Raw genomic sequence first — 19483 nt, 5'->3', positions numbered from 1 at the left:
TCCACGAACCACCACGATTGGCTTCCATGACAGCGACTGTCAGCGCGCCGGACGCGGGAACCGCCCCCGGCCCCGAGCGCACGAAGGCACGGCGACGATCGGGAGGCGGCCTCGGCCGTTACATCCTGGTCCGCGCCCTCCTCATCATCCCGACCATCTTCATCCTCGTCACCGTCGTCTTCATCCTGATGCGATCGACGGGTGACCCCATCACCGCCGCCCTCGGCGGCAAGCTGCCGCCGGCGCAGCTCGCCCAGCGCGTGCACGAGGCCGGTTACGACCGGCCGATCATCGTCCAGTACTTCGAGTACCTCGGCCAGCTGCTGCGCGGCGACTTCGGGACGACGTTCACCGATAACCAGCCCGTCACGCAGGTGCTGCTCACGTACGGCGCCGCGACGCTCGAGCTCGCGTTCTACGCCCTCATCGTGGCGTTCATCGTCGGCATCCCGCTCGGCCTCATCGCCGCGTACTACCGCGACAAGGCGCAGGATGCGACGCTCCGGATCATGGCGATCCTGTTCTACGCGACGCCCGTCTTCTTCGTCGGTCTGGTGCTCAAGCTGGTGTTCTCGATCTGGCTCGGCTGGCTGCCTGTCGCGGGGCGCGCATCCACCAGCTCGGAGCTGGAGATGCAGACGCTCGACAACAAGACCGGCATCTACCTCATCGACGCCTTCCAGACCGGCGACCCCGCCGTCGTCGGCGACGTGCTGCTGCACGCGATCCTGCCCGGCGTCGCCCTCGGCCTCCTCACGGCCGGAATCTTCCTCCGCCTGGTGCGCACGAACGTGATCGGGACGCTGTCGACCGACTACGTCGACGCCGCCCGCTCCCGAGGGGTGAAGGAGTCGCGGCTGCTGCGCAAGCACGCCTACCGTCCGGCGCTCATCCCGATCATCACCGTCATCGGCCTGCAGATCGCCCTGCTCCTCGGCGGCGCGGTGCTGACCGAGAGCACGTTCGAGTGGAAGGGCCTCGGCTTCCAGCTGGTGCACTACCTGCAGGCGCGCGACTTCGTGGCGGTGCAGGGCATGGTCGTCCTCCTCGCGGTGATCGTCACGCTCACCAACTTCGTGGTCGACGTCATCGCGGCCCTGATCGACCCGAGAGTGAGGTACTGAGGTGTCGGCAACCGCACTCACCCCGCGCAAGCGCTCCCTCTGGGACCGTCTGGCCGTCGTCCACCAGCTCCGTCAGAGCGTCGGCCTGCAGCGGGCGATGCTCGTCATCGGCCTGGTGCTCACGTTCGTTTTCGTCGTGGTCGCGATCTTCGCGCCGCTCATCGCGCCGTACGGTTTCGCTCAGAGCCGGGCGGACGGGAAGTCCTTCGGGGCGCAGCAGCCGCCGAGCGCCGCGCACATCTGGGGCACCACCTCCGGCGGGTACGACGTCTACTCCCGCGTGATCTGGGGCGCGCAGACGGCGATCCTCGTGATCATCGTCGCGGTCATCCTGTCGATCTTCATCGGTGTGCTCTTAGGGCTGGTCTCCGGCTACTTCGGCGGCTGGCTCGACCGCGTGCTGGTCGTGATCTGTGACGCGATCTACGCCTTCCCGTCGCTGCTGCTCGCGATCGTCATGGCCATCGCGATCAGCGGGGGCCAGTCGAGCCTGTGGGGCGGGATCCTGGCGGCTGCGATCTCGATCACGGTCGTCTACATCCCGCAGTACTTCCGCGTGATCCGCTCGGAGGTCGTCCGGATCAAGTCCGAGGCCTACGTGGAGGCCGCCAAGGTGGTCGGCGCGAGCAACTGGCGCATCATGTTCCGCCACGTGCTCCGCAACTCCACCCGCACCCTGCCGCTGATCTTCACCCTGAACTCGTCGGAGGCCATCCTGACGCTCGCGGGCCTGGGCTTCCTCGGCTTCGGCATCGAGCCGACGGCGGCTGCCGAGTGGGGCTACGACCTGAACAAGGCCACCGACGACGTGACGAGCGGCATCTGGTGGACCGCCATCTACCCGGGCCTCGCGATCGTGCTCTCGGTGCTCGGCATCACGTTAGTGGGCGAGAGCCTCAACGACCTGGCCGACCCGCGCCTTCGCGGTCGTCGCCGTGCGGCCGCCGCCTCCGGCGAGGTCGCGGAGACCTCGGTGGTCCCCGGCGGCACGCTGACCGCGGGCCCTGGCGGGGTCGACGGTCTCGAGGGCGGCGAATCGTTCGACGAGCATGGAATCGAGGTGCGTCCATGAGCGACGTCGTCCAGATCAACGACCTGTCGGTCACCTTCTCGACCGACGCCGGCGCCGTCAAGGCCGTCGACGACGTGAGCCTGACCGTCGCCGCCGGCGAGGTCCTCGCGATCGTGGGGGAGTCGGGCTCCGGCAAGACCGTCACCGCGAAGACGATCCTCGGCCTGCTGCCGGAGACGGCGACCGCCTCCGGCGCCGTCATCCTGCGCAGCCGCGACGGGAAGTCGGAGGCGGACGTCGTCTCCATCGATAAGCGCCGGCTGCGCGAGGTGCGCGGCACCGACGTCGCGATGGTCTTCCAGGAGCCGTCGACCGCCCTCAACCCCGTCTACCCCGTCGGCTGGCAGATCGCCGAGGGCCTGCGCGCCCACGGCAAGCTCTCCAAGAAGGAGGCGCAGGCGAAGGCGGTCGAGATCCTGGAGCGGGTGGGCATCCCGGAGCCGGAGAAGCGGGTCAAGTACTACCCGCACCAGTTCTCCGGCGGGCAGAAGCAGCGCATCGTGATCGCGATGGCGCTCGTGCTGAACCCCGGCCTGATCGTCGCCGATGAGCCGACCACCGCGCTGGATGTGACGGTGCAGGCCGAGATCCTCGACCTGCTGCGCCGCTGCCGCGACGAGTTCGGCGCAGCCATCGTGCTGATCACGCACAACATGGGCGTCGTCGCCGACCTCGCCGACCGCGTCGCCGTGATGTACCAGGGAAAGCTGGTCGAGCAGGCGGACGTGCGCACGCTGTTCTCGGCCCCTCAGGCGGACTACACCAAGGCGCTGCTCGCGGCCGTCCCGAAGATCGGTCAGGGCGCCGTGGCGACCCAGGACCGCGCCATCGCCCGGGCCGAGCGCCCGGAGCAGGCGCCGGTGGTGCGGGCGCGCGACCTGCGCATCCAGTACCCCGGCCGCCTCGGTCGCCCCGGCTTCGTGGCCGTGGACGGGGTGTCGTTCGACATCCGGCCCGGCGAGGTGCTGGGTCTGGTGGGCGAGTCCGGTTCGGGCAAGACCACGATCGGGCGTGCCATCGCGGGCCTGAACAAGGTCACCGGCGGCTCGCTGCAGGTGCTGGGCCTGGAGATGAACGGCGTGCGCGAGCGGCAGTTCCGCAAGGTGCGCAGCGACATCGGGTTCGTGTTCCAGGACCCGGCGTCGAGCTTCAACCCGCTGCTCACGATCGCCGAGTGCGTCGCCGAGCCGCTGGTCGTCCACGGCCGGGCGTCCTCCGCAGCGGAGGCCCGCAAGCGGGTGGACGAGCTGCTGGAGGCCGTGCAGCTGCCCCGCACGTACGGGGACCGCTTCCCGCACGAGCTGTCGGGCGGCCAGCGTCAGCGCGCGAGCCTCGCGCGTGCCCTCGCGCTGGAGCCGACGCTCCTGATCGCCGACGAGCCGACCTCCGCGCTCGACGTGTCGGTGCAGGCCCGCGTGCTGGAGCTGTTCGCCGACCTGCAGAAGGAGTTCGGCTTCGCTTCTCTGTTCATCAGCCACGACCTCGCCGTCGTCGACCTGCTCGCGGACCGGATCGCGGTGCTGCACCGCGGCAGGCTCGTGGAGGAGGGGACCGGCGAGGAGGTGCTCGGCAACCCGCGCGAGGCGTACACGCAGCGGCTGCTGGCGTCCCTCCCCGTGCCCGACCCGATCGAACAGGCCGACCGGCGGGAGGCGCTGCAGCGGTTGTCGTCGCAGAGCGCCTAGGGTCGATGGTGTGAGTTCCGACCCCGCCATCGTCGTCAGCGACCTGTCCGTCGAGTACCCCGCGCGGGGTCCGAGCGCCTCGTGCGTCGCCCTGCGCGGGGTCAGCTTCCGGCTCGAGCAGGGGCAGGTGCTCGGTGTGCTCGGCGAGACGGGCTCTGGCAAGAGCACGCTCGCGCAGGTGCTCTCCGGTCGGGTGCTGCCGCCGCGCTCCTCGGAGGCGGGCCCGCGCATCAGCGGCGGCGAGGCGTCGGTGCTCGGCCATCCGCTGCGCAAGGCGCGCAAGCGCGACCTCGCCGAGGTGACGTTCCACGTCGGCTACCTGCCGCAGGACGCCGCCGCGACGCTGGAGCCGACGATGAGCGTGCAGGACAACGTGACGCTGCCGATCTTCGAGCGCGACGAGCGCTACCCGCGCCGGGCGGCGGGGGAGCGGGCGGCGACCATGCTCGACACCGTGCACCTGCCGCTCAGCGTGCTGAGCAAGTACCCGTACGAGCTGAGCTCCGGTCAGCGGCAGCGCGTCGCGCTGGCCCGGGCGCTGGTGCTCGGGCCGACCATGCTGGTCGCCGACGAGCCGACGGCCGGCATCGACGCCACCGTGCGCGACGCGGTGATCGACCTGCTCGGGCAGCTGCGCGAGCATCCCGACTTCTCTGCGGTCGTGGTCAGCCACGACCTCGCGGTGCTGCGCCGCGCCACCGACGTATCCCTGGTGCTGCAGGGAGGGCGCCCGGTCGGCTACGGGCCGATCGAAGAGGTGCTCGCGGACCCGGCGCACCCGTTCGTCGCGGGGCTCGCGCGAGCGTTGAAGCCGCCGCAGCAGCGTACGGAGCGCCGACCCCAGCGGGCCGCCCGCCGTGGAGCAGAAGTGACAGGAGACCGCACGTGAGCACCGAGAACGACGCACAGCAGGACGCCGCCCCGCGCCACCGCGCGGTGCTGGCCGACGACGTGACGGCCCTGCCGCCGGAGAAGCGGCCGGAGCCCGGGCCGATCGCGGTCCTCCCGGAGCCGGACCGGCAGTTCGTGGACGCGGTGGAGGCGGCCGGCGGGACGGTCGAGCCGCTCTCCGACCGCACGCGGGGTGTCGTCTGGCTCTCGAACCGGGACGCCTCCGCGTTCCCGCCCGTGCTTGAGGCGCATCCCGGCATCGGCTGGGTGCAGCTGCCGTTCGCCGGCGTCGACGCCTTCGCCGAGGTGCTCGCGGGCGAGGACCGACCGGGGCTCGTCTGGACGAGCGCCAAGGGGGCGTACGCGCAGCCCGTCGCCGAGCACGCGCTCGTGCTCAGCCTCGCGCTGCTGCGCGTGCTCCCCAAGCGGCTGCGGGCGCGCTCGTGGGCGACCGAGCCGGAGGGGCGGTCGCTCTACGGACTCGATGTGGTCATCGTCGGCGCGGGCGGGATCGCGCTGGAGCTCATCCGGCTGCTGGAGCCGTTCGGGACCCGGATCACGGTCGTCCGCCGCTCGTCGTCGCCCGTCGAGGGCGCGGCGCGCACGGTCACCACCGACCGGCTGGGCGAGGTGCTGCCCGACGCCGACCTCGTCGTGGTCGCCGCGGCGCTCACCGGCGGAACGCGCCACCTTTTCGGTGCGCCGGAGTTCGCGGCCATGAAGCCGACGGCGTACCTCGTGAACATCGCACGAGGCGGTCTCGTCGACACGGACGCACTGCTCGACGCGCTCCGCTCCGGTGCGATCGCGGGCGCAGGCCTCGACGTCACCGATCCGGAGCCGCTGCCCGACGGCCACCCGCTGTGGGACGAGCCCGGCGTCATCATCACACCGCACCAGGCCGACACCCCCGAGATGACGGCACCCCTGCTGGCCGAGCGCATCCGCCAGAACGTCCGCGCGTTCCTCGACGACGGGCGCTTCGTCGGCGTCGTCGACACCGAGGCGGGGTACTGATCGGCGACGCACCCGGGATGCTGTCCCGATTTCCGGAGCGGCGGCGAATCTTGCTAGAGTAGCTTCGCTGATCAAGCATTCCTCGATAGCTCAATTGGCAGAGCAGCCGGCTGTTAACCGGCAGGTTCTTGGTTCGAGTCCAAGTCGGGGAGCTCCTGGCCCTCACCGTTCGCGGTGGGGGCCTTCTGCGTGTCCGGGGCGGGGTGCTACTGCCAGCCCGGCTGCACGAGGCCCGTCTCGTAGGCGAGCACGACGAGGTGCACGCGGTCGCGCGCGTCGAGCTTCGTCATGATCCGCGAGACGTGCGTCTTCGCGGTGAGCGGGCTGAGGAACAGCCGCTCGCCGATCTCGGTGTTGGTCAGGCCGTGCGCCACGAGTTCGAGGACCTCGCGCTCCCGCTCGGTCAGCTGCTCCAGCCGCGCGGTGTCGGGAGCGGGGCGCAGACCGCCCGACACGCGCTCCAGCAGGCGGCGCGTGACGCCGGGGGAGAGCAGCGCATCCCCGTCCGCCACCACGCGCACCGCGCGGATCAGCTCGACGGGCTCGGTGTCCTTCACGAGGAAGCCGCTGGCACCGGCAACGATCGCCTGCGCGACGTACTCGTCGAGCTCGAACGTGGTCACGATGACGATGCGCGTGCCGGAGAGCGCCGGGTCGGCGACGATCTCGCCGGTCGCCCACAGCCCGTCGCCGTCGGGCATGCGGATGTCCATGAGCACGACGTCCGGCCGGGTCGCCCTGGCCAGGTCGACGGTGTCGCGGCCCGTACCGGCCTCTCCGACGATCTCGACATCCGGCTCGGCCTCGAGCAGCGCTCGGAAACCGGCCCTGACCAGCAGTTGGTCGTCCGCAAGCAGCACCCGGATCATCGCGAAACCCCCTCGCCCGCGGCCGCGAGCGGCAGGCGCGCCTCGATGAGCAGGCCTCCGCCCTCGGGCGTCCGCGCGTCGAACCGGCCGCCGAGCAGCTCGGCGCGCTCGCGCATCCCGAGCATCCCGCGGCCGCCCTCGCGTCGTTCCATGTCGGCGGGCAGCCCGCGGCCGTCGTCCTGCACGGTGAGGACGAGCCAGCCGTGCTCCTCCACCAGGTGGATGCGCACGGTCGTCGCCTGCGCGTGGCGCCCGACGTTCGTGAGCGACTCCTGCACGATCCGGTAGAGGGCGAGCTGCGCGGCCGCCGATGGGGTCGAGTGCAGCTCGACGTCGTAGTCGACCTCCAGCCCGGCCGACCGGTACGTGTCGACGAGCACCGGGATGCGGGCGAGGTCGGGTTCGGGCGAGCGCGCCGCGTAGCCGTCGGGGCCGCGGAGGAAGCCGAGCACGCCCCGCACCTCCTCCAGGGCCTGGCCGCTGGTGGCCTTGATCGCCTCCAGGCTCTCCCTCGCCTTCTCCGGCCGGGTGTCGAACAGGTGGAGCCCGACCCCGGCCTGCACGCTGATCTGCGACAGCGAGTGGGCGAGCACGTCGTGCAGTTCGCGCGCGATGCGCAGCCGCTCTGCCTCCGCAGCCGCCTCGCGCCGGGCGGCGACGGTGCGCGCGATCTCGCGGAAGCGCTCGCGCCGGTTGCGCAGCGCCTCCCCGACGCCGATCAGCAGCATGAGCACCAGGGCGACGATGAGCGGGCGGATCATGGCGGCCGCGTCGCCGCGCAGCAGGTAGGCGGCGGCGGGACCGGCGACCGCGAAGCCGGCCAGCGTCCCCCACGCCCATACCCGCGCCCCGCGCACCACCGCGCCGACCACGGCGAAGGCGAGAGGGACGGCGGAGAACGGGGGACCTGTCGTCACCGCGATCGCGGGCGCGCAGAGCACGGCGGTCGCGACGACCGTGATGCCGGGATACGACCTGCCGGCGAGGAGGACGAACGAGGCCGCGAAGGCGAGCAGTGCGAGGGCGAGCGCCAGCGGGTCGTGGGAGGCGCCGGCGGCGGCGATGGCGAGGCCGGGCAGTTGGAGGAGGGCCGCGACGAGCACGGCGAACCAGCGGGCGCCGCGGGGGCCCTCGCCGCGCGCCCATGGTGCGCGCTGCCAGGGCGCGCCCGTGCCCGGATCGGAGGGCGCGTTCCAGGGCATCCCCTCATGCTAATCACGCCGGACGCGCCCGGCGTCCGTCCGGCGGTGTCTCGCGGCTACTCCCCGGGGAGTACGCGGCAGGCGCCCGGGCGGCTCACGGGTTGTGCTCGGCGTCGAACCCGCCGTCGTCCCGCGGCGCCTGGTCGAACAGGTGGCCGAAGCTCGGGCCGCCGAATGCGGTCAGCCCGGCCTCCCGCTCTAGCGACTCGCGGTCCTGCGCCTCGTCGTTCTCGTACTCCGTGAGCGGGTCGTCCGGCTCGCCCTCGTCTCGGCCGCGCTTGCCGTGCCGCCCGTCGTGTTCGCTCATGCGCGCATCGTACGTCGGAGGAGCGGGGCGGCGACAGGGGCCGGCGTCTGCGGTGCTCCCCGGGGAGTAGAGCGGATCGCTCCCGCCGGCGGATTCGCGGCGGACCGCCCGGCGCGAGGCTGTCGGTGACGGTCCGCGAACGGCGTGGACCACCCACCGATTGGACACATCATGCTCAGCTCACTGGCCACCGCGGTCGCCTCGGCGCCGTGCGTCGTCGCGTACGGCCCGCACTTCTTCGGCTGGTGGTGGATCTTCATCCCGATCTTCTGGATCCTCGTCTTCGTCCTGATCTTCGCGTTCGCCGGCCGGCGCTGGCGGCGAGCGGCGATGGAGCGCGGCGGCTACGGACCCGGCGGCTGGGGACCCCGCGGCGGGACCCGCTCGGCCGAGTCGACCCTGGCTCAGCGCTATGCGAACGGCGACATCGACGAGCAGGAGTACCGGGCCCGGCTGGAGGTGCTCCGCGCGAATCGCGACGGTGCCTGACGGCCGCGCCCGATCTCCACGCCGAGGTGCACACAGGAGGGCGTCGTTCTGAGTTGTCCACAACTCCGGACGGCGCCCGTCTGCGCGTCCGGAGCGGGCCGGTAATATCGACCGGGCCGCACAACCGTGGGCAGGAAAGGACTGGGATGGACACCGTCACGCTCGTCGCCGCGATCCTGGCGGCCGCGATCGCGCTCGTCCTCCTGGTCCTGTGGCTCTGGGAGCGACGGCGTCGCATCCGGCTGCGCGACACCCGCCAGGAGTCGGAGTGGGACCGCATCGACCGCGAGCTCGACCTCGCCGAGCAGGCCGGCCGGTTCCGCATCATCGGCGACCTCGGCGACGTCGCGATCCAGTCGGTCTCCCGGCTGGTCTCGCAGGCCGAAGGGGTCCGCTACGCCGCCGAGGGCGACGCGGCCGCGGCCGTGCGCTCGGTCGGGGTGCTGGAGACCTCGGCCCGAGACGCCCTCGCCGACCTGCGGCGGCTGCAGGCGGTCGCGAGGGAGGCGCAGGACGCGGCACTCCCGCAGCCCAGCCTGCACTCCGCCCGTGACCTGTTCCGGGTGCTGCGCGAAGCCGGGCTGGCGGTGACGTTCACCGAGACGGGCGACCGCTTCGAGCTGCGGCCGGGTGCAGAGCTCGCGGTGTTCCGCATCCTGCAGACCAGCCTGGAGAACGCGCTCAAGCACGGGGGAGCAGGCACGAACGCCGTGGTCGGCTTCTCGTGGACGGCCGACGGCCTCCAGGTCAGCGTGGAGGACGACGGCATCCGCGCGGCGGCCCGTCGCCTCGGCCTCGACCGCGAGGGCGTCGACCAGGCGACCGCGTACAGCATCGCCGACGACGTGCGGGCGCTCACCGAGCACTACGAGGGGGCGGGCATCATCGAGATGCGGGAGCGCGCCGCGCTGTTCGGCGGCACGCTCACCGCGCAGACGGTCCCCGGTGTCGGGTTCACGCTGTCGGCGGTGTTCCCTGCACTGCGGCACCACAACGGCGTTCACGGGGTCGATCTGCGCCGGTGAGGCCGGCGGCCTGCTGCGCGCTCAGTCCTCGAGGTGGTCGCGCCCGGGGAGCCAGCTGAGGCCGGGGACGCCCCAGCTGTTCTTGCGCTGCGCTTTGGCGGCGGCCTTACCGTAGGGGTGGCCGAGCCGATCCACGTAGAGCAGGCCGTCGAGGTGGTCGTACTCGTGCTGGAAGATGCGGGCCAGCCAGCCCTCCGCGTGCACCTCGTACTCCTGGCCGTCCAGGTCGGTCGCCTGCAGGATGGCGCGCTCGGCGCGGCGCAGCGGGAACCGCTCGCCCGGGAACGACAGGCAGCCCTCCGACTCCGCGTCCTCGTCGAGTTCGCCGACAGGCAGCGGGCTCAGCCACAGCGTCGGGTTGATCGCGACGCCGCGGTGAAGCACGTCGTCGTCGTCCGTCCAGCCGTAGACGAACAGCCGGAGCGGCACGCCCACCTGCGGGGCGGCCAGGCCGACGCCGGGCGCCTCGTCCATCGTCTCGAACATGTCCGCGACCAGGGTTCGGAGCTCGTCGTCGATCTCGTCGACCGGTCGCGCGGGGGAGTGGAGGACGGGGTCACCGGTGATCCGGATCGGGAGGACGGCCATTCAGCAAGACTATCCGGATCATTCCTTGTAGGGTCGTGGGGTGGGTACGGAACTGATGGATGCGTTGGACCTGAGCTATCAGCCCAGCCAGCTCCTGGGCATCCCGGTCGCGCTCATCGGTGCCTGCTTCCTGTCGGTCGGCGCGCAGCTGCAGCATCACGGCGTCGCGAAGGTCGAGGCGAACGCCGGTCACGGCGACGGCGGCATGAGCCTGCGCAACCTCGGCCTGCTGCTCGCGCGGCCCTCCTGGGTGATCGGGACGCTGCTGCTCGGCCTCGCCATCGTCTTCCAGCTGGTCAGCCTCAAGCTCTCGCCGATCATCCTGGTGCAGCCGCTCGGCGTCGTCGGGCTGGTCATCACCAGCATCCTGAACGCGCGGGTCAGCGGGGTGAAGCTCAACCATCAGTCGGTGGTGGCAGTGATCCTGTGCGTCAGCGGCGTCGGCGCGTTCGTGCTGCTCGCGGCCGTGTTCGCGCGGGACGAGCCGGTCACCAGCCGGGCGCTGGTGGTCATCCTGATCATCCTCGCCGTCGTGCTGATCCTGTTCGGCACGCTGTTCTGGTTCCTGCGGCGCCGGTTCAAGGCGATCATCTACGTCGTGGGCGCGGGCGTGCTGTACGGCTTCGTCGCGACGCTGGCGAAGGTCGCGATCGACCGCATCTCCAACCAGGAGTGGGACTGGCTGCTCGTCGCCTGCATCGTGGCGCTGCTGCTCGCCGCCGTGCTCGGTGCCTACTTCGTGCAGAACGCGTACTCTTCCGGGCCGCCCGACCTGGTGATCGCCGGCCTCACCGTGATCGACCCGCTCGTCGCCGTGACCATCGGAATCGTGGTGCTGAACGAGGCCGCAGGCGCGCCCTGGTGGGCCATGGTCGGCTTCGCGGCGACCGGCGCCGTGGCCATCTTCGGCGTCTTCCAGCTGTCGAAGCACCACCCGCAGACCTCGGCGGACGCGCCGGTGGCCGACCGCATTACGGGCGTCGCGAAGGAAAGCAGCCTAGACTAGGCCGTTGAATCGACCCGGGCGCACCCACTGCCCGACACGCGAACGCCGTCGCCGGATTCGCCTTCCGAAGCCCACGACCGAGGGATAAGAACCACGTGCCTGATTCGAGCGGACCGCATCCGACCCCGCCCGCCCCGGCAGCCAAGAAGCCGCTGACCATCGTCATGGGCTGCGACACGTTCGCACCCGACGTCAACGGCGCCGCGCGCTTCGCCGAGCGGCTCGCCGCCGGCCTCGTCGAGCGCGGCCACGACGTCCACATCGTCGCCCCCGCCGCCAGCCGCAAGCACGGCACGTGGACAGAGGAGCACGAGGGCCAGAAGATGACGGTCCACCGCCTGCGCAGCTGGCGCTGGTACCCGCACGACTGGCTGCGGTTCGCGCTGCCGTGGACGAGCAAGGCGAACGCCCGGCGCATCCTGGACGAGGTCAAGCCCGACGTCGTGCACTTCCAGTCGCACATCGTCGTCGGCCGGGGCCTCGCCTTCGAGGCGCAGAAGCGCGGCATCCGCATCATCGCGACGAACCACGTGATGCCCGAGAACATCATGGAGTTCACGGTCATCCCCAAGTTCCTCCAGAAGGTGCTGATCGCCGTCGAGTGGCGCGACGCCCGCCGCAGCTTCGACCGCGCCGAAGCCGTCACCACCCCGACCCGCCGCGCCGCGGACTTCCTCGAGAAGGCCACCGGCCTCCGCGGCGTCCATGCGATCTCCTGCGGGATCGACGCGGGCAACTACACCCCCGACTTCTCGCCGCGCAGCGGCAACCGCATCCTGTTCGTCGGCCGCGTCACGGGCGAGAAGCATATCGACGTGCTCCTGAACGCCGTGAAGCTGCTGCCCGCCGACCTGGACGCCCGCCTGCAGATCGTGGGCGGCGGCGACCAGCTGAAGAACCTCCAGGCCATGGCGGAGACCCTCGGGATCGCCGACCGCGTCGAGTTCCTCGGCTACGTCAGCGACGAGGAGCTGCGCCAGGCGTACACCCGCGCCACCGTGTTCGCGATGCCCTCCATCGCCGAGCTGCAGTCGATCGCGACCATGGAGGCGATGGCCTCCGGCCTTCCGGTCGTCGCCGCGAACGCGATGGCACTGCCGCACCTGGTGCACGACGGCGAGAACGGCCACCTGTTCCGCCCGGGCGACGCGCAGGACCTCGCGGACAAGCTGGAGAGCGTGCTCAGCCTGCCTCAGGACGAGCTCGATGTGCTGAAGCGCGCGTCGCTGCGCATCGTCGCCGCGCACGACATCCAGTCCACGATCAGCACCTTCGAAAGCCTGTATCGTGGTGAGCCGGTGGCCGACCCGGAGACGGAAGCGGCCTCCCGCGTGGCCTCGCCGGAGTGACCGGGGAAGGCGCACGTCCGGGGCGGTAGCTCAGCCGGTCAGAGCAGGGAACTCATAATTCCTCGGTCACGGGTTCAAGTCCCGTCCGCCCTACTTTCCTCGTGCGACTCCGTCTCGCGACTCGTCACGAATCGCGCCCGTTCGTGACGAATCGCGCGCCGGCGGGGGCACGAGACGGCGATTGTTCAATCCCCTAGCCATTCTTCGCCGTCGGGGTACCGTGACGGGGCATGAACACAACTGGATGGATCATCCTGATCGTCGTCGTGGTGGTCGTGATCGCCGTGATCGCCATCATCGCCGCCACCGTCGGCCGCAACCGGAAGCGCGAGGCCGACCGCCGGCGCGCCGAGGAGATGCGGCAGTCGGCTGCGCAGTCCGAGCTCGAGGCACGGGAACGGGAGGCGAAGGCCGCCCGCGCCGCAGCCGACGCCAAGCAGGCCGAGGTCGACGCCGAGCGTCTGCGTCGCGAGGCGGAGGAGCGCGAGTCCGCCGCGGCGGAGGCCCGCTCCCATTCCGAGGAGGCCATGCGCCGCGCCGACCATGTCGACCCGGACGTCAAGACCGACAAGAACGGCAACCGCATCGACGACGGCACGCGCACCGACGCGCCTGCCGCCGCGCCCGGAGCACCCGCGGCAGCGCCTGCGGCGCCCGCCGCAGCTCCGGCCGCGCCGGCCGAGGGCACCGCCGCCCCGGCGGACGACCCGGCCCGTCACGCCCGGCACGAGGCCCCGCGCTTCGACGACGGCACCGGCACCTCCCGCTAGCCGTCGGGGCAGCATCCCGATCGCCCCCTGTCCTGTCGGCCGCCGGATTACCCGGCGGCCGACAGCATCTCGCTGTGCAGCGGGCCGCCCGTCCCCCGGTCGAACTGAGCGGACAGACGTTCGATTCTCCTGCTGGGCTGCCTATCGTCGGAGATTCGAACCGAGCGGGTGCGATTCTCCGGCGCAAACGGTGCAGCGGCAGAGCGCGTTAGCATCAGGATGTCGGCGCGCGGAGGGACGGATGTGAGAGGTTTCGTGGTCGTCCGCTACGACGATCCTGGCACCGAGGGGGTCGTCCCGCACCTCTCTCCGGGCGACAGCGCGCGACTCGCCGGTCTGGCCGGCACCACGGACCGCGCCCGGTTCCTCGCCGGCCGCTCCGCGCTGCTCGGCGCCGCCACCGCGGCGGGCGAGCCGGGGATCACCGTCGACGCCACCTGCCCGGACTGCGGCGCCGCGCACGGCCGACCGCGGGCGGCCGATGCGGAGCGGCCCTTGTTCCTCGCCCTGGCGCACGCTGCGGATGCCGCCTTCGCGACGGCTGGCCGCGCGCCGGTCGGGATCGACGCCGAGCCGCTCGACACCCCGCCGGGGCGCCGCGCCGCGATCGACGACCTCGCCCCGGGCCGCGGCGACGTCCTCCGGCGCTGGACCGCGATCGAGGCGGTGCTCAAAGCCGACGGCCGCGGCCTCCGGGTGCCGCCGGATGCGGTCCGGGTCGGCCGGTGGCGCGCGGTGCTCGACGGGCGACGCTACCGGCTCCGCAGCACCCGGGCCGACGGCTGCCGCGTCACCGTGGCGACGCTCAGCGCGTGAGCGAGGGCAGTGCCGTCTGACGCAGCCAGGCGTCGAAGAACCCGGCGAGCGGCTCGTCCGAGTGCTCCTGCGCGAGCGTCTCGAAGTCGGCACTGGTGACCGTGCCGAAGCGGTGCCGCGACGTCCACTCCCGCAGCAGGGCGAAGAAGCCGTCGTCGCCGAGCCGCAGCCGCAGCGCATGCAGGAGGCAGGCGCCACGCTTGTAGACGCGGTCGTCGAACATCAGATCGGGTCCCGGGTCGCCGAGCACGATGTCCTTCGGGGCGAGCCGCAGGCCGGTGTGGTGCGTCCGCGCCAGCACCCCCGCCGAGTGGGAGCCCGACGCCTCCGACCAGAGCCACTCGGCGTAGCAGGCGAAGCCCTCGTTGAGCCAGATGTCGCGCCAGGACGCCAGCCCGACGCTGTTGCCGAACCACTGGTGGGCGAGCTCGTGCGCGATCAGCCGCTCCGACCCGCCGCGGCCGTCGGCGTGCGTCGAGCCGAAGGTCGCCATCGCCTGCGCCTCCAGCGGGATCTCGAGCGGGTCCTCGGTCACGACGACCGTGTACGACGGGAACGGGTACGGCCCGAACAGCTCCTGGAACCGCTCCAGCATCGTCCCGACGGGCGCGAAGTCGTGCAGCACGCGGCGGGCGAGCGCCGGGGGATAGGCGACCACCCACTCCACGCCCGCGGTGCGCCGAGGCTCCAGGGTGTAGCGCCCGATCTGGACCGTGGCGAGGTAGGTCGGCGTCGGCTCCGGCCGCTCGAACGTCCAGACGCCGCGGCCCGAGGTCACGCTGTGCCCGGTCGGCTCGCCGGTCGCGAGCACGGTGTAAGCCTGCTCCGTGGCGATCCGGATGCGGTAGGCGGCGCGGTCGGCGGGGTGGTCGTTGCAGGGGAACCAGGACGGCGCGCCGGAGGGCTGCGCGGCCACGATCACACCGTCGGTCAGCTCCTCCCAGCCGAGCGTGCCCCAGCGGGTGCGCCGGGGGACGGGCGACCCGTCGTAGGCGATCTCGACCGTGAACTCCGCGCCCGCCGGGATGGGCGTCGGCGGCGTGATCCGCAGGTGCGTCGGCGACTGCGTGAACCGGACGCGCTTGTCCCCGTCGAGCCGCACGCGCTTGGCCTTCAGGTGCACCAGGTCGAGCACGATCGCCGGCAGCGGGACGCGCGCCCGCCCGCGGATCACGGCGGTCGCGTCCAGCCGGTTGGTGGCGACGCGGTAGCTCAGGTCGAGGTCGTACTCCCGCACCGCGTAGTCGTCGGTGCCGGATCGGGGCAGGTAGGAGTGCGCAGCGTCCGTCATCCCTCGACCCGTGCCCGGTACTCGCGCACGACCACCTCGCGCCACGGACCGATCGGGTTGCCGCTCCACCGGCTGCCGGCCGGCACCGTCTCGCCGCGCATGACGAGCGACGCCGGGCCGACCGTCGCGTCGGCGCCGATGTCGGCGGCGGGCAGGATGACGCTGTGCGGCCCGAGCGTGCCGCCGCGTTCGATCGTGACCTGGTCCATGCTCATGATTCGATCATGGAACAGGTGCGTCTGCACGACGCAGCCCCGATTGACCGTGGATGCGTCGCCGAGCGAGACGAGATCGGCCTCCGGCAGCCAGTAGCTGTCGATCCAGACGCCGGAGCCGATGCGTGCGCCGAGGCTGCGCAGCCACCAGACCAGCGCGGGCGTCCCGGACGCCGCCCAGGCGAACCAGGGAGCGGCCACCATCTCGGTGAACGTGTCGGAGACCTCGCTGCGCCAGATGAACGACGACCAGAGGGGATGCTCGCCCGCGCGCAGCCGCCCGAGCAGCGCCCACTTCGCCGCGGTGCTCACGGCGGCCGCGACCGCACCGGCCAGCATCAGGACGGGACCGCCGAGCACGACCGCCCACGGCGTGCCCCAGGCGGCGTCGATCGCGCCGAGCGCGACCACCACGGCCAGGCCGATCCCGTAGGTGACGAACACCGGGACGATCCGCAGCAGCTCCCAGCCGCTCCGGGCCACCCGCAGCCAGGGCGCAGGACGGAAGGTGCGCGACAGGTCGCCCTCCTGAGCGTGCCGGCGCAGCCGGACGGGAGGCGAGCCCAGCCACGACGACCCGGCCTTCGCCTTGCGCGGGGCGAACGACAGCACCGCGACCAGCCCGTCGCGCGGCACCCGATTGCCCGCGCCGGCCATACCGGAGTTGCCGAGGAAGGCGCGGGCGCCGATGTCGACCGGCGCGATGCGCACGTAGCCGCCGCCGAGCTCGTAGGAGGCGACCAGCGTGTCGTCGGCGAGGAACGCGCCGTCGCGGATGCGCGTCATCCGGGGGAGCAGCAGCACGGTCGACGCCTCGACGTCGCGGCCCACTCTTGCGCCGAGCATCCGCAGCCAGATCGGCGTGAACAGGCTCGAGTAGAGCGGGAAGAGGACGGTCCTGGCCAGGTCGAGCAGGCGCTCGGTCGACCACGCCTGCCAGCCGGTGCGGCTGCGGACCGGGTACACGCCCTCCCGCATCCCGATGCCGAGCAGCCGCACCAGGACGACCACCAGCGCCGCGAGCACCGCCCCGGAGACGAGCGTGGCGGGCACGAGGGCGGCGGCCGTGCGCCCGGCGACCTCGGCCCAGTCGGCCGCGCCGCGCACGAACGCCGCGACGACCGCGGCTCCGGCCGCGAAGGCGATCACGGGCACTAGGGAGACACCGAGGGAGGCGGCGGCATACGCGGCGACCCACCGGGTGCGGCGTGCCGGGCGCTCCTCTGGCCACCAGTCACGCGCGCGGCCGACCCGGACCGCGGGCGAGCCGGACCAGTTCTGCCCGGCCGGCACGCGGCCGAAGACGGCGGAGCCTGGCGCGACCGTCGCGTTCCGTCCGATCTTGGTACCCGGCATCAGCGAGCTGCGGGCGCCGACGGAGCTGCCCGCACCGATGCGGATCTCTCCGATGCGCACCACGTCGCCGTCGATCCAGTAGCCGGCCAGGTCGACCTCCGGCTCCACCGACGCGCCTGCGCCGATGCGCAGCATCCCGGTCACCGGCGGCAGGGTGTGCAGGTCGACTCCGCGGTCGATCGTGGCGCCCAGCGCGCGGGCGTAGTACAGGATCCACGGGGCGCCGGCCAGGCTTGCGGCGCCGATCTGGTGCGCGACCTGCTCGGCCAGCCACAGCCGCAGGTGCACTCCGCCGCCGCGGGGATGGTCGCCCGGCCGCACGCCGAGCAGCAGCAGCCGGGCGGCGACCACCGAGATCGCCATCCGGCCCCACGGGGTCACGAAGACGATCAGCCCGACGATCAGCCAGCCGACGTTCACCGCCGGGAGCACGTCGAACCCGCCGAGCGGGCGCAGGATGGCGGACGCGGTCAGCAGGTAGAGCAGCCACCGCATCCCGCCCAGGATGAAGAGCGGGATGCCGAGCACGGTCTGCAGCAGCCGCATCCGGAAGGGCGTCGGCGGCACGACGTGGGTGGAGGCGGCGGTCGACGATGGCGAGCTCTCGGCGAGCGCCTGCACCATCGCGCCGAACCGCGGCGTCGCGTACACATCGGCGACGGTGATGTCGGGATGCCGACGCCGGATGAGCGACACCAGCTGCGCGGCCGCAAGCGACCCGCCGCCCAGGTCGAAGAAGTTCTCGTCCGGTCCGGTGACCGGGAGGCCGAGCACGCTGCGCCAGTCCGCGGCGAGAGCCGCCGCCACCGGGTCGTCGCTGACCGCGCCCTCACCCTCCGGCTCCTCCAGCGGCCACGGCAGTGCTGCCCGGTCGACCTTGCCGGAGGTGCGCACCGGCAGCTCCTCGACCACGGCGAGCAGCGGCACCAGCGCGGCGGGGAGCGTCTCCCGGAGGTGCGCGATCGACGCGGCGCGGTCGAACGCATCCTCGTCGGGCACCGCGAGGTAGCCCACCAGCACATCGTTGCCCGCGGCGGAGCGGCGCACGGCGGCCGCGGCACCGGAGACGCCCGGCAGCTGCTGCAGCGCGGCCTCCACCTCGCCGAGCTCGATCCGCCGGCCGCCGACCTTCACCTGATCGTCGGCGCGGCCCAGGTAGAACAGCCCGGCGGGGTCGAACCGCACGAGGTCGCCGCTGCGGTAGGCGCGCTCCCAGCCGAGTGTCGGCAGCGGTGCGTACTTCTCGGCGTCCTTGGCCGGGTCGAGGTAGCGGGCGAGGCCGACGCCGCCGATGACGAGCTCGCCGGAGCCGCCGTCCGAGACCGGCCGCCCCTCGCTGTCCACTACGGCGAGGTCCCAGCCGTCGAGCGGGAGGCCGATCCGCACCGGTTCGCCCGCCACGAGCGGCGCGGCGCACGCCACGACCGTCGCCTCAGTGGGCCCGTACGTGTTCCAGACCTCGCGGCCGGTCACCGCGAGGCGCGACACGAGCTCGGGCGGGCAGGCCTCGCCGCCGAAGATCAGCAGCCGCACGCTGTCGAGCGCATCCACGGGCCAGAGCGCCGCGAGTGTGGGCACAGTCGAGACGACCGTGATGCGACGGGCCGAGAGCCACGGCCCCAGGTCCATCCCGGTGCGCACGAGCGAGCGCGGCGCGGGCACGAGGCAGGCTCCGTGACCCCACGCCAGCCACATCTCCTCGCAGGAGGCGTCGAAGGCGACCGACAGCCCGGCCAGCACGCGGTCCTGCGTCCCGATCGGGTCCTCCTGCAGGAACAGGCGGGCCTCGGCGTCCACGAACGCGGCGGCGGAGCGGTGCCGGACGGCCACACCCTTCGGCGTGCCCGTCGAGCCCGAGGTGAAGATGATCCAGGCGTCGTCCTCCGGCGCCGGAGGCGAGACGACGGGCATGGCGGCGGTGCTGGGATGCGGCGCCGAGCCCTCGAAGACCGGGACGGCCGGGGCGTCGCCCACGGCCAGCCCGGCGTCCGTCAGCACGGCACGCACGGCCGCCTCGCCGAACACCAGCTCGGCGCGCTCCTCCGGGTCGTCGGCGTCGACCGGCACGTACGCCGCCCCCGCGGCGAGCACGCTCAGGATGGCCAGGTACAGCTCCCGGGTGCCCGAGCTCATCCGCACGCCGACCCGGTCGCCGCGGCCCACGCCGTGCTCGCGCAGGCGTGCGGCTCCGGCGAAGACCTGGGCGAGCAGCTCGCGATAGCTGAGGGCGCCCGCGGCGTCCTCGAGAGCGGAGGCGTCGGGATGGCGGGAGGCGGTCTCCGTCAGCACGTCGACGAGCGTCCGCGCGGGCGGCGCCTCGGAGACGCGCAGGAGCAGCCCGGGGGCCGAGGTCAGGGGAGCGTCGGTCACGGCGGCACGCTAGGGCCGGCGGGTAAAGCGCCGGTGAACGA

The 19483-nt window shown here is 72.5% G+C and carries 17 protein-coding genes and 2 tRNA genes; 13 read left to right on the top strand and 6 right to left on the bottom strand.

The annotated features are described in order from the left end of the window. The first annotated feature begins 26 nt into the window (after window positions 1-26). From P5G59_RS03640 to P5G59_RS03615, 6 genes are all read left to right on the top strand, one after another. The gene (locus P5G59_RS03640) at window positions 27-1124 is read left to right on the top strand and encodes an ABC transporter permease (protein WP_301216085.1); all 1098 of its coding nucleotides are present in this window, start codon (window positions 27-29) and stop codon (window positions 1122-1124) included. 1 nt (window position 1125) lies between these two features. After that, window positions 1126-2196: an ABC transporter permease gene (locus P5G59_RS03635; RefSeq protein WP_301216083.1), complete on the top strand. Its 1071-nt coding sequence runs from the start codon at window positions 1126-1128 to the stop codon at window positions 2194-2196. Next, window positions 2193-3881, top strand: a complete 1689-nt coding sequence (locus P5G59_RS03630) for an ABC transporter ATP-binding protein (protein ID WP_301216081.1) — start codon at window positions 2193-2195, stop codon at window positions 3879-3881. The genes P5G59_RS03635 and P5G59_RS03630 overlap by 4 nt, the downstream gene beginning before the upstream one ends. Window positions 3882-3891: 10 nt before the next feature. Beyond that, complete coding sequence (locus P5G59_RS03625) at window positions 3892-4770, top strand: ATP-binding cassette domain-containing protein (protein WP_301216079.1); 879 nt, start codon at window positions 3892-3894, stop codon at window positions 4768-4770. After that, on the top strand, window positions 4767-5789 hold the full coding sequence (locus P5G59_RS03620) for a D-isomer specific 2-hydroxyacid dehydrogenase family protein (protein ID WP_301216077.1): 1023 nt from the start codon (window positions 4767-4769) through the stop codon (window positions 5787-5789). Before P5G59_RS03625 ends, P5G59_RS03620 begins: the two co-directional genes overlap by 4 nt. 79 nt (window positions 5790-5868) lie before the next feature. Then, window positions 5869-5941: transfer RNA gene (locus P5G59_RS03615), tRNA-Asn, on the top strand. A 54-nt stretch (window positions 5942-5995) separates the two neighbouring features. Here P5G59_RS03615 and P5G59_RS03610 read toward each other — a convergent pair. The 3 genes from P5G59_RS03610 to P5G59_RS03600 all read right to left on the bottom strand — a co-directional run bounded on the left by P5G59_RS03610 (window position 5996) and on the right by P5G59_RS03600 (window position 8167). Next, complete coding sequence (locus P5G59_RS03610) at window positions 5996-6658, bottom strand: response regulator (protein ID WP_301216075.1); 663 nt, start codon at window positions 6656-6658, stop codon at window positions 5996-5998. After that, the gene (locus P5G59_RS03605) at window positions 6655-7860 is read right to left on the bottom strand and encodes a sensor histidine kinase (RefSeq protein ID WP_301216073.1); all 1206 of its coding nucleotides are present in this window, start codon (window positions 7858-7860) and stop codon (window positions 6655-6657) included. The genes P5G59_RS03610 and P5G59_RS03605 overlap by 4 nt, the downstream gene beginning before the upstream one ends. 94 nt (window positions 7861-7954) lie before the next feature. Further along, window positions 7955-8167, bottom strand: a complete 213-nt coding sequence (locus P5G59_RS03600) for a hypothetical protein (RefSeq protein WP_301216071.1) — start codon at window positions 8165-8167, stop codon at window positions 7955-7957. A 171-nt stretch (window positions 8168-8338) separates the two neighbouring features. On the opposite strand from P5G59_RS03600, the gene P5G59_RS03595 reads away from it, so the two are divergent. Both P5G59_RS03595 and P5G59_RS03590 read left to right on the top strand, forming a co-directional pair. Next, the gene (locus P5G59_RS03595) at window positions 8339-8656 is read left to right on the top strand and encodes an SHOCT domain-containing protein (RefSeq protein ID WP_301216070.1); all 318 of its coding nucleotides are present in this window, start codon (window positions 8339-8341) and stop codon (window positions 8654-8656) included. 146 nt (window positions 8657-8802) lie between these two features. Then, complete coding sequence (locus tag P5G59_RS03590) at window positions 8803-9681, top strand: sensor histidine kinase (RefSeq protein WP_301216069.1); 879 nt, start codon at window positions 8803-8805, stop codon at window positions 9679-9681. Between the two features lie 21 nt (window positions 9682-9702). Here P5G59_RS03590 and def read toward each other — a convergent pair whose 3' ends face one another. Next, window positions 9703-10269 carry a peptide deformylase gene (def, locus tag P5G59_RS03585; protein WP_301216067.1) on the bottom strand — a complete coding sequence of 189 codons (567 nt, stop codon included), beginning with the start codon at window positions 10267-10269 and terminating at the stop codon, window positions 9703-9705. 40 nt (window positions 10270-10309) lie between these two features. Here def and P5G59_RS03580 point away from each other — a divergent pair, with 40 nt between their 5' ends. The 5 genes from P5G59_RS03580 (at window position 10310) to P5G59_RS03560 (ending at window position 14210) form a co-directional block, all read left to right on the top strand. After that, window positions 10310-11275, top strand: coding sequence for a DMT family transporter (locus P5G59_RS03580; RefSeq protein WP_301216065.1), 966 nt, complete (start codon window positions 10310-10312; stop codon window positions 11273-11275). 95 nt (window positions 11276-11370) lie between these two features. After that, window positions 11371-12624, top strand: coding sequence for a glycosyltransferase (locus P5G59_RS03575; protein WP_301216063.1), 1254 nt, complete (start codon window positions 11371-11373; stop codon window positions 12622-12624). A 19-nt stretch (window positions 12625-12643) separates the two neighbouring features. Next, a tRNA-Ile gene (locus P5G59_RS03570) sits at window positions 12644-12717 on the top strand. A 137-nt stretch (window positions 12718-12854) separates the two neighbouring features. Next, complete coding sequence (locus P5G59_RS03565) at window positions 12855-13394, top strand: hypothetical protein (RefSeq protein WP_301216061.1); 540 nt, start codon at window positions 12855-12857, stop codon at window positions 13392-13394. 219 nt (window positions 13395-13613) lie between these two features. Continuing rightward, window positions 13614-14210, top strand: coding sequence for a 4'-phosphopantetheinyl transferase family protein (locus tag P5G59_RS03560; protein WP_301216059.1), 597 nt, complete (start codon window positions 13614-13616; stop codon window positions 14208-14210). Here P5G59_RS03560 and P5G59_RS03555 read toward each other — a convergent pair. Together P5G59_RS03555 and P5G59_RS03550 are read right to left on the bottom strand one after the other, a co-directional pair. Next, window positions 14200-15501, bottom strand: coding sequence for a M1 family metallopeptidase (locus tag P5G59_RS03555; protein ID WP_301216057.1), 1302 nt, complete (start codon window positions 15499-15501; stop codon window positions 14200-14202). The two genes, P5G59_RS03560 and P5G59_RS03555, sit on opposite strands and share 11 nt — an antisense overlap. Next, on the bottom strand, window positions 15498-19442 hold the full coding sequence (locus P5G59_RS03550; RefSeq protein ID WP_301216056.1) for a Pls/PosA family non-ribosomal peptide synthetase: 3945 nt from the start codon (window positions 19440-19442) through the stop codon (window positions 15498-15500). The genes P5G59_RS03555 and P5G59_RS03550 overlap by 4 nt, the downstream gene beginning before the upstream one ends. Window positions 19443-19483 lie beyond the last annotated feature (41 nt).

Origin of the sequence: Leifsonia virtsii, assembly GCF_030433675.1 — a bacterium.
GTDB lineage: Bacteria > Actinomycetota > Actinomycetes > Actinomycetales > Microbacteriaceae > Leifsonia > Leifsonia virtsii.
The sequence above is the reverse complement of the archived record's forward strand: the minus strand, read 5'-3'. Positions and strand labels throughout refer to the sequence as shown.

Excerpts from the sequence above, each read along its gene's own strand:
- P5G59_RS03590 (WP_301216069.1), top strand. The coding sequence starts at position 8,803 with ATGGACACCGTCACGCTCGTCGCCGCGATCCTGGCGGCCGCGATCGCG.
- P5G59_RS03630 (WP_301216081.1), top strand. The coding sequence starts at position 2,193 with ATGAGCGACGTCGTCCAGATCAACGACCTGTCGGTCACCTTCTCGACC.
- P5G59_RS03555 (WP_301216057.1), bottom strand. The coding sequence starts at position 15,501 with ATGACGGACGCTGCGCACTCCTACCTGCCCCGATCCGGCACCGACGAC.
- P5G59_RS03595 (WP_301216070.1), top strand. The coding sequence starts at position 8,339 with ATGCTCAGCTCACTGGCCACCGCGGTCGCCTCGGCGCCGTGCGTCGTC.
- P5G59_RS03610 (WP_301216075.1), bottom strand. The coding sequence starts at position 6,658 with ATGATCCGGGTGCTGCTTGCGGACGACCAACTGCTGGTCAGGGCCGGT.
- P5G59_RS03560 (WP_301216059.1), top strand. The coding sequence starts at position 13,614 with ATGTCGGCGCGCGGAGGGACGGATGTGAGAGGTTTCGTGGTCGTCCGC.
- P5G59_RS03605 (WP_301216073.1), bottom strand. The coding sequence starts at position 7,860 with ATGCCCTGGAACGCGCCCTCCGATCCGGGCACGGGCGCGCCCTGGCAG.
- P5G59_RS03640 (WP_301216085.1), top strand. The coding sequence starts at position 27 with ATGACAGCGACTGTCAGCGCGCCGGACGCGGGAACCGCCCCCGGCCCC.
- def (WP_301216067.1), bottom strand. The coding sequence starts at position 10,269 with ATGGCCGTCCTCCCGATCCGGATCACCGGTGACCCCGTCCTCCACTCC.
- P5G59_RS03565 (WP_301216061.1), top strand. The coding sequence starts at position 12,855 with ATGAACACAACTGGATGGATCATCCTGATCGTCGTCGTGGTGGTCGTG.
- P5G59_RS03600 (WP_301216071.1), bottom strand. The coding sequence starts at position 8,167 with ATGAGCGAACACGACGGGCGGCACGGCAAGCGCGGCCGAGACGAGGGC.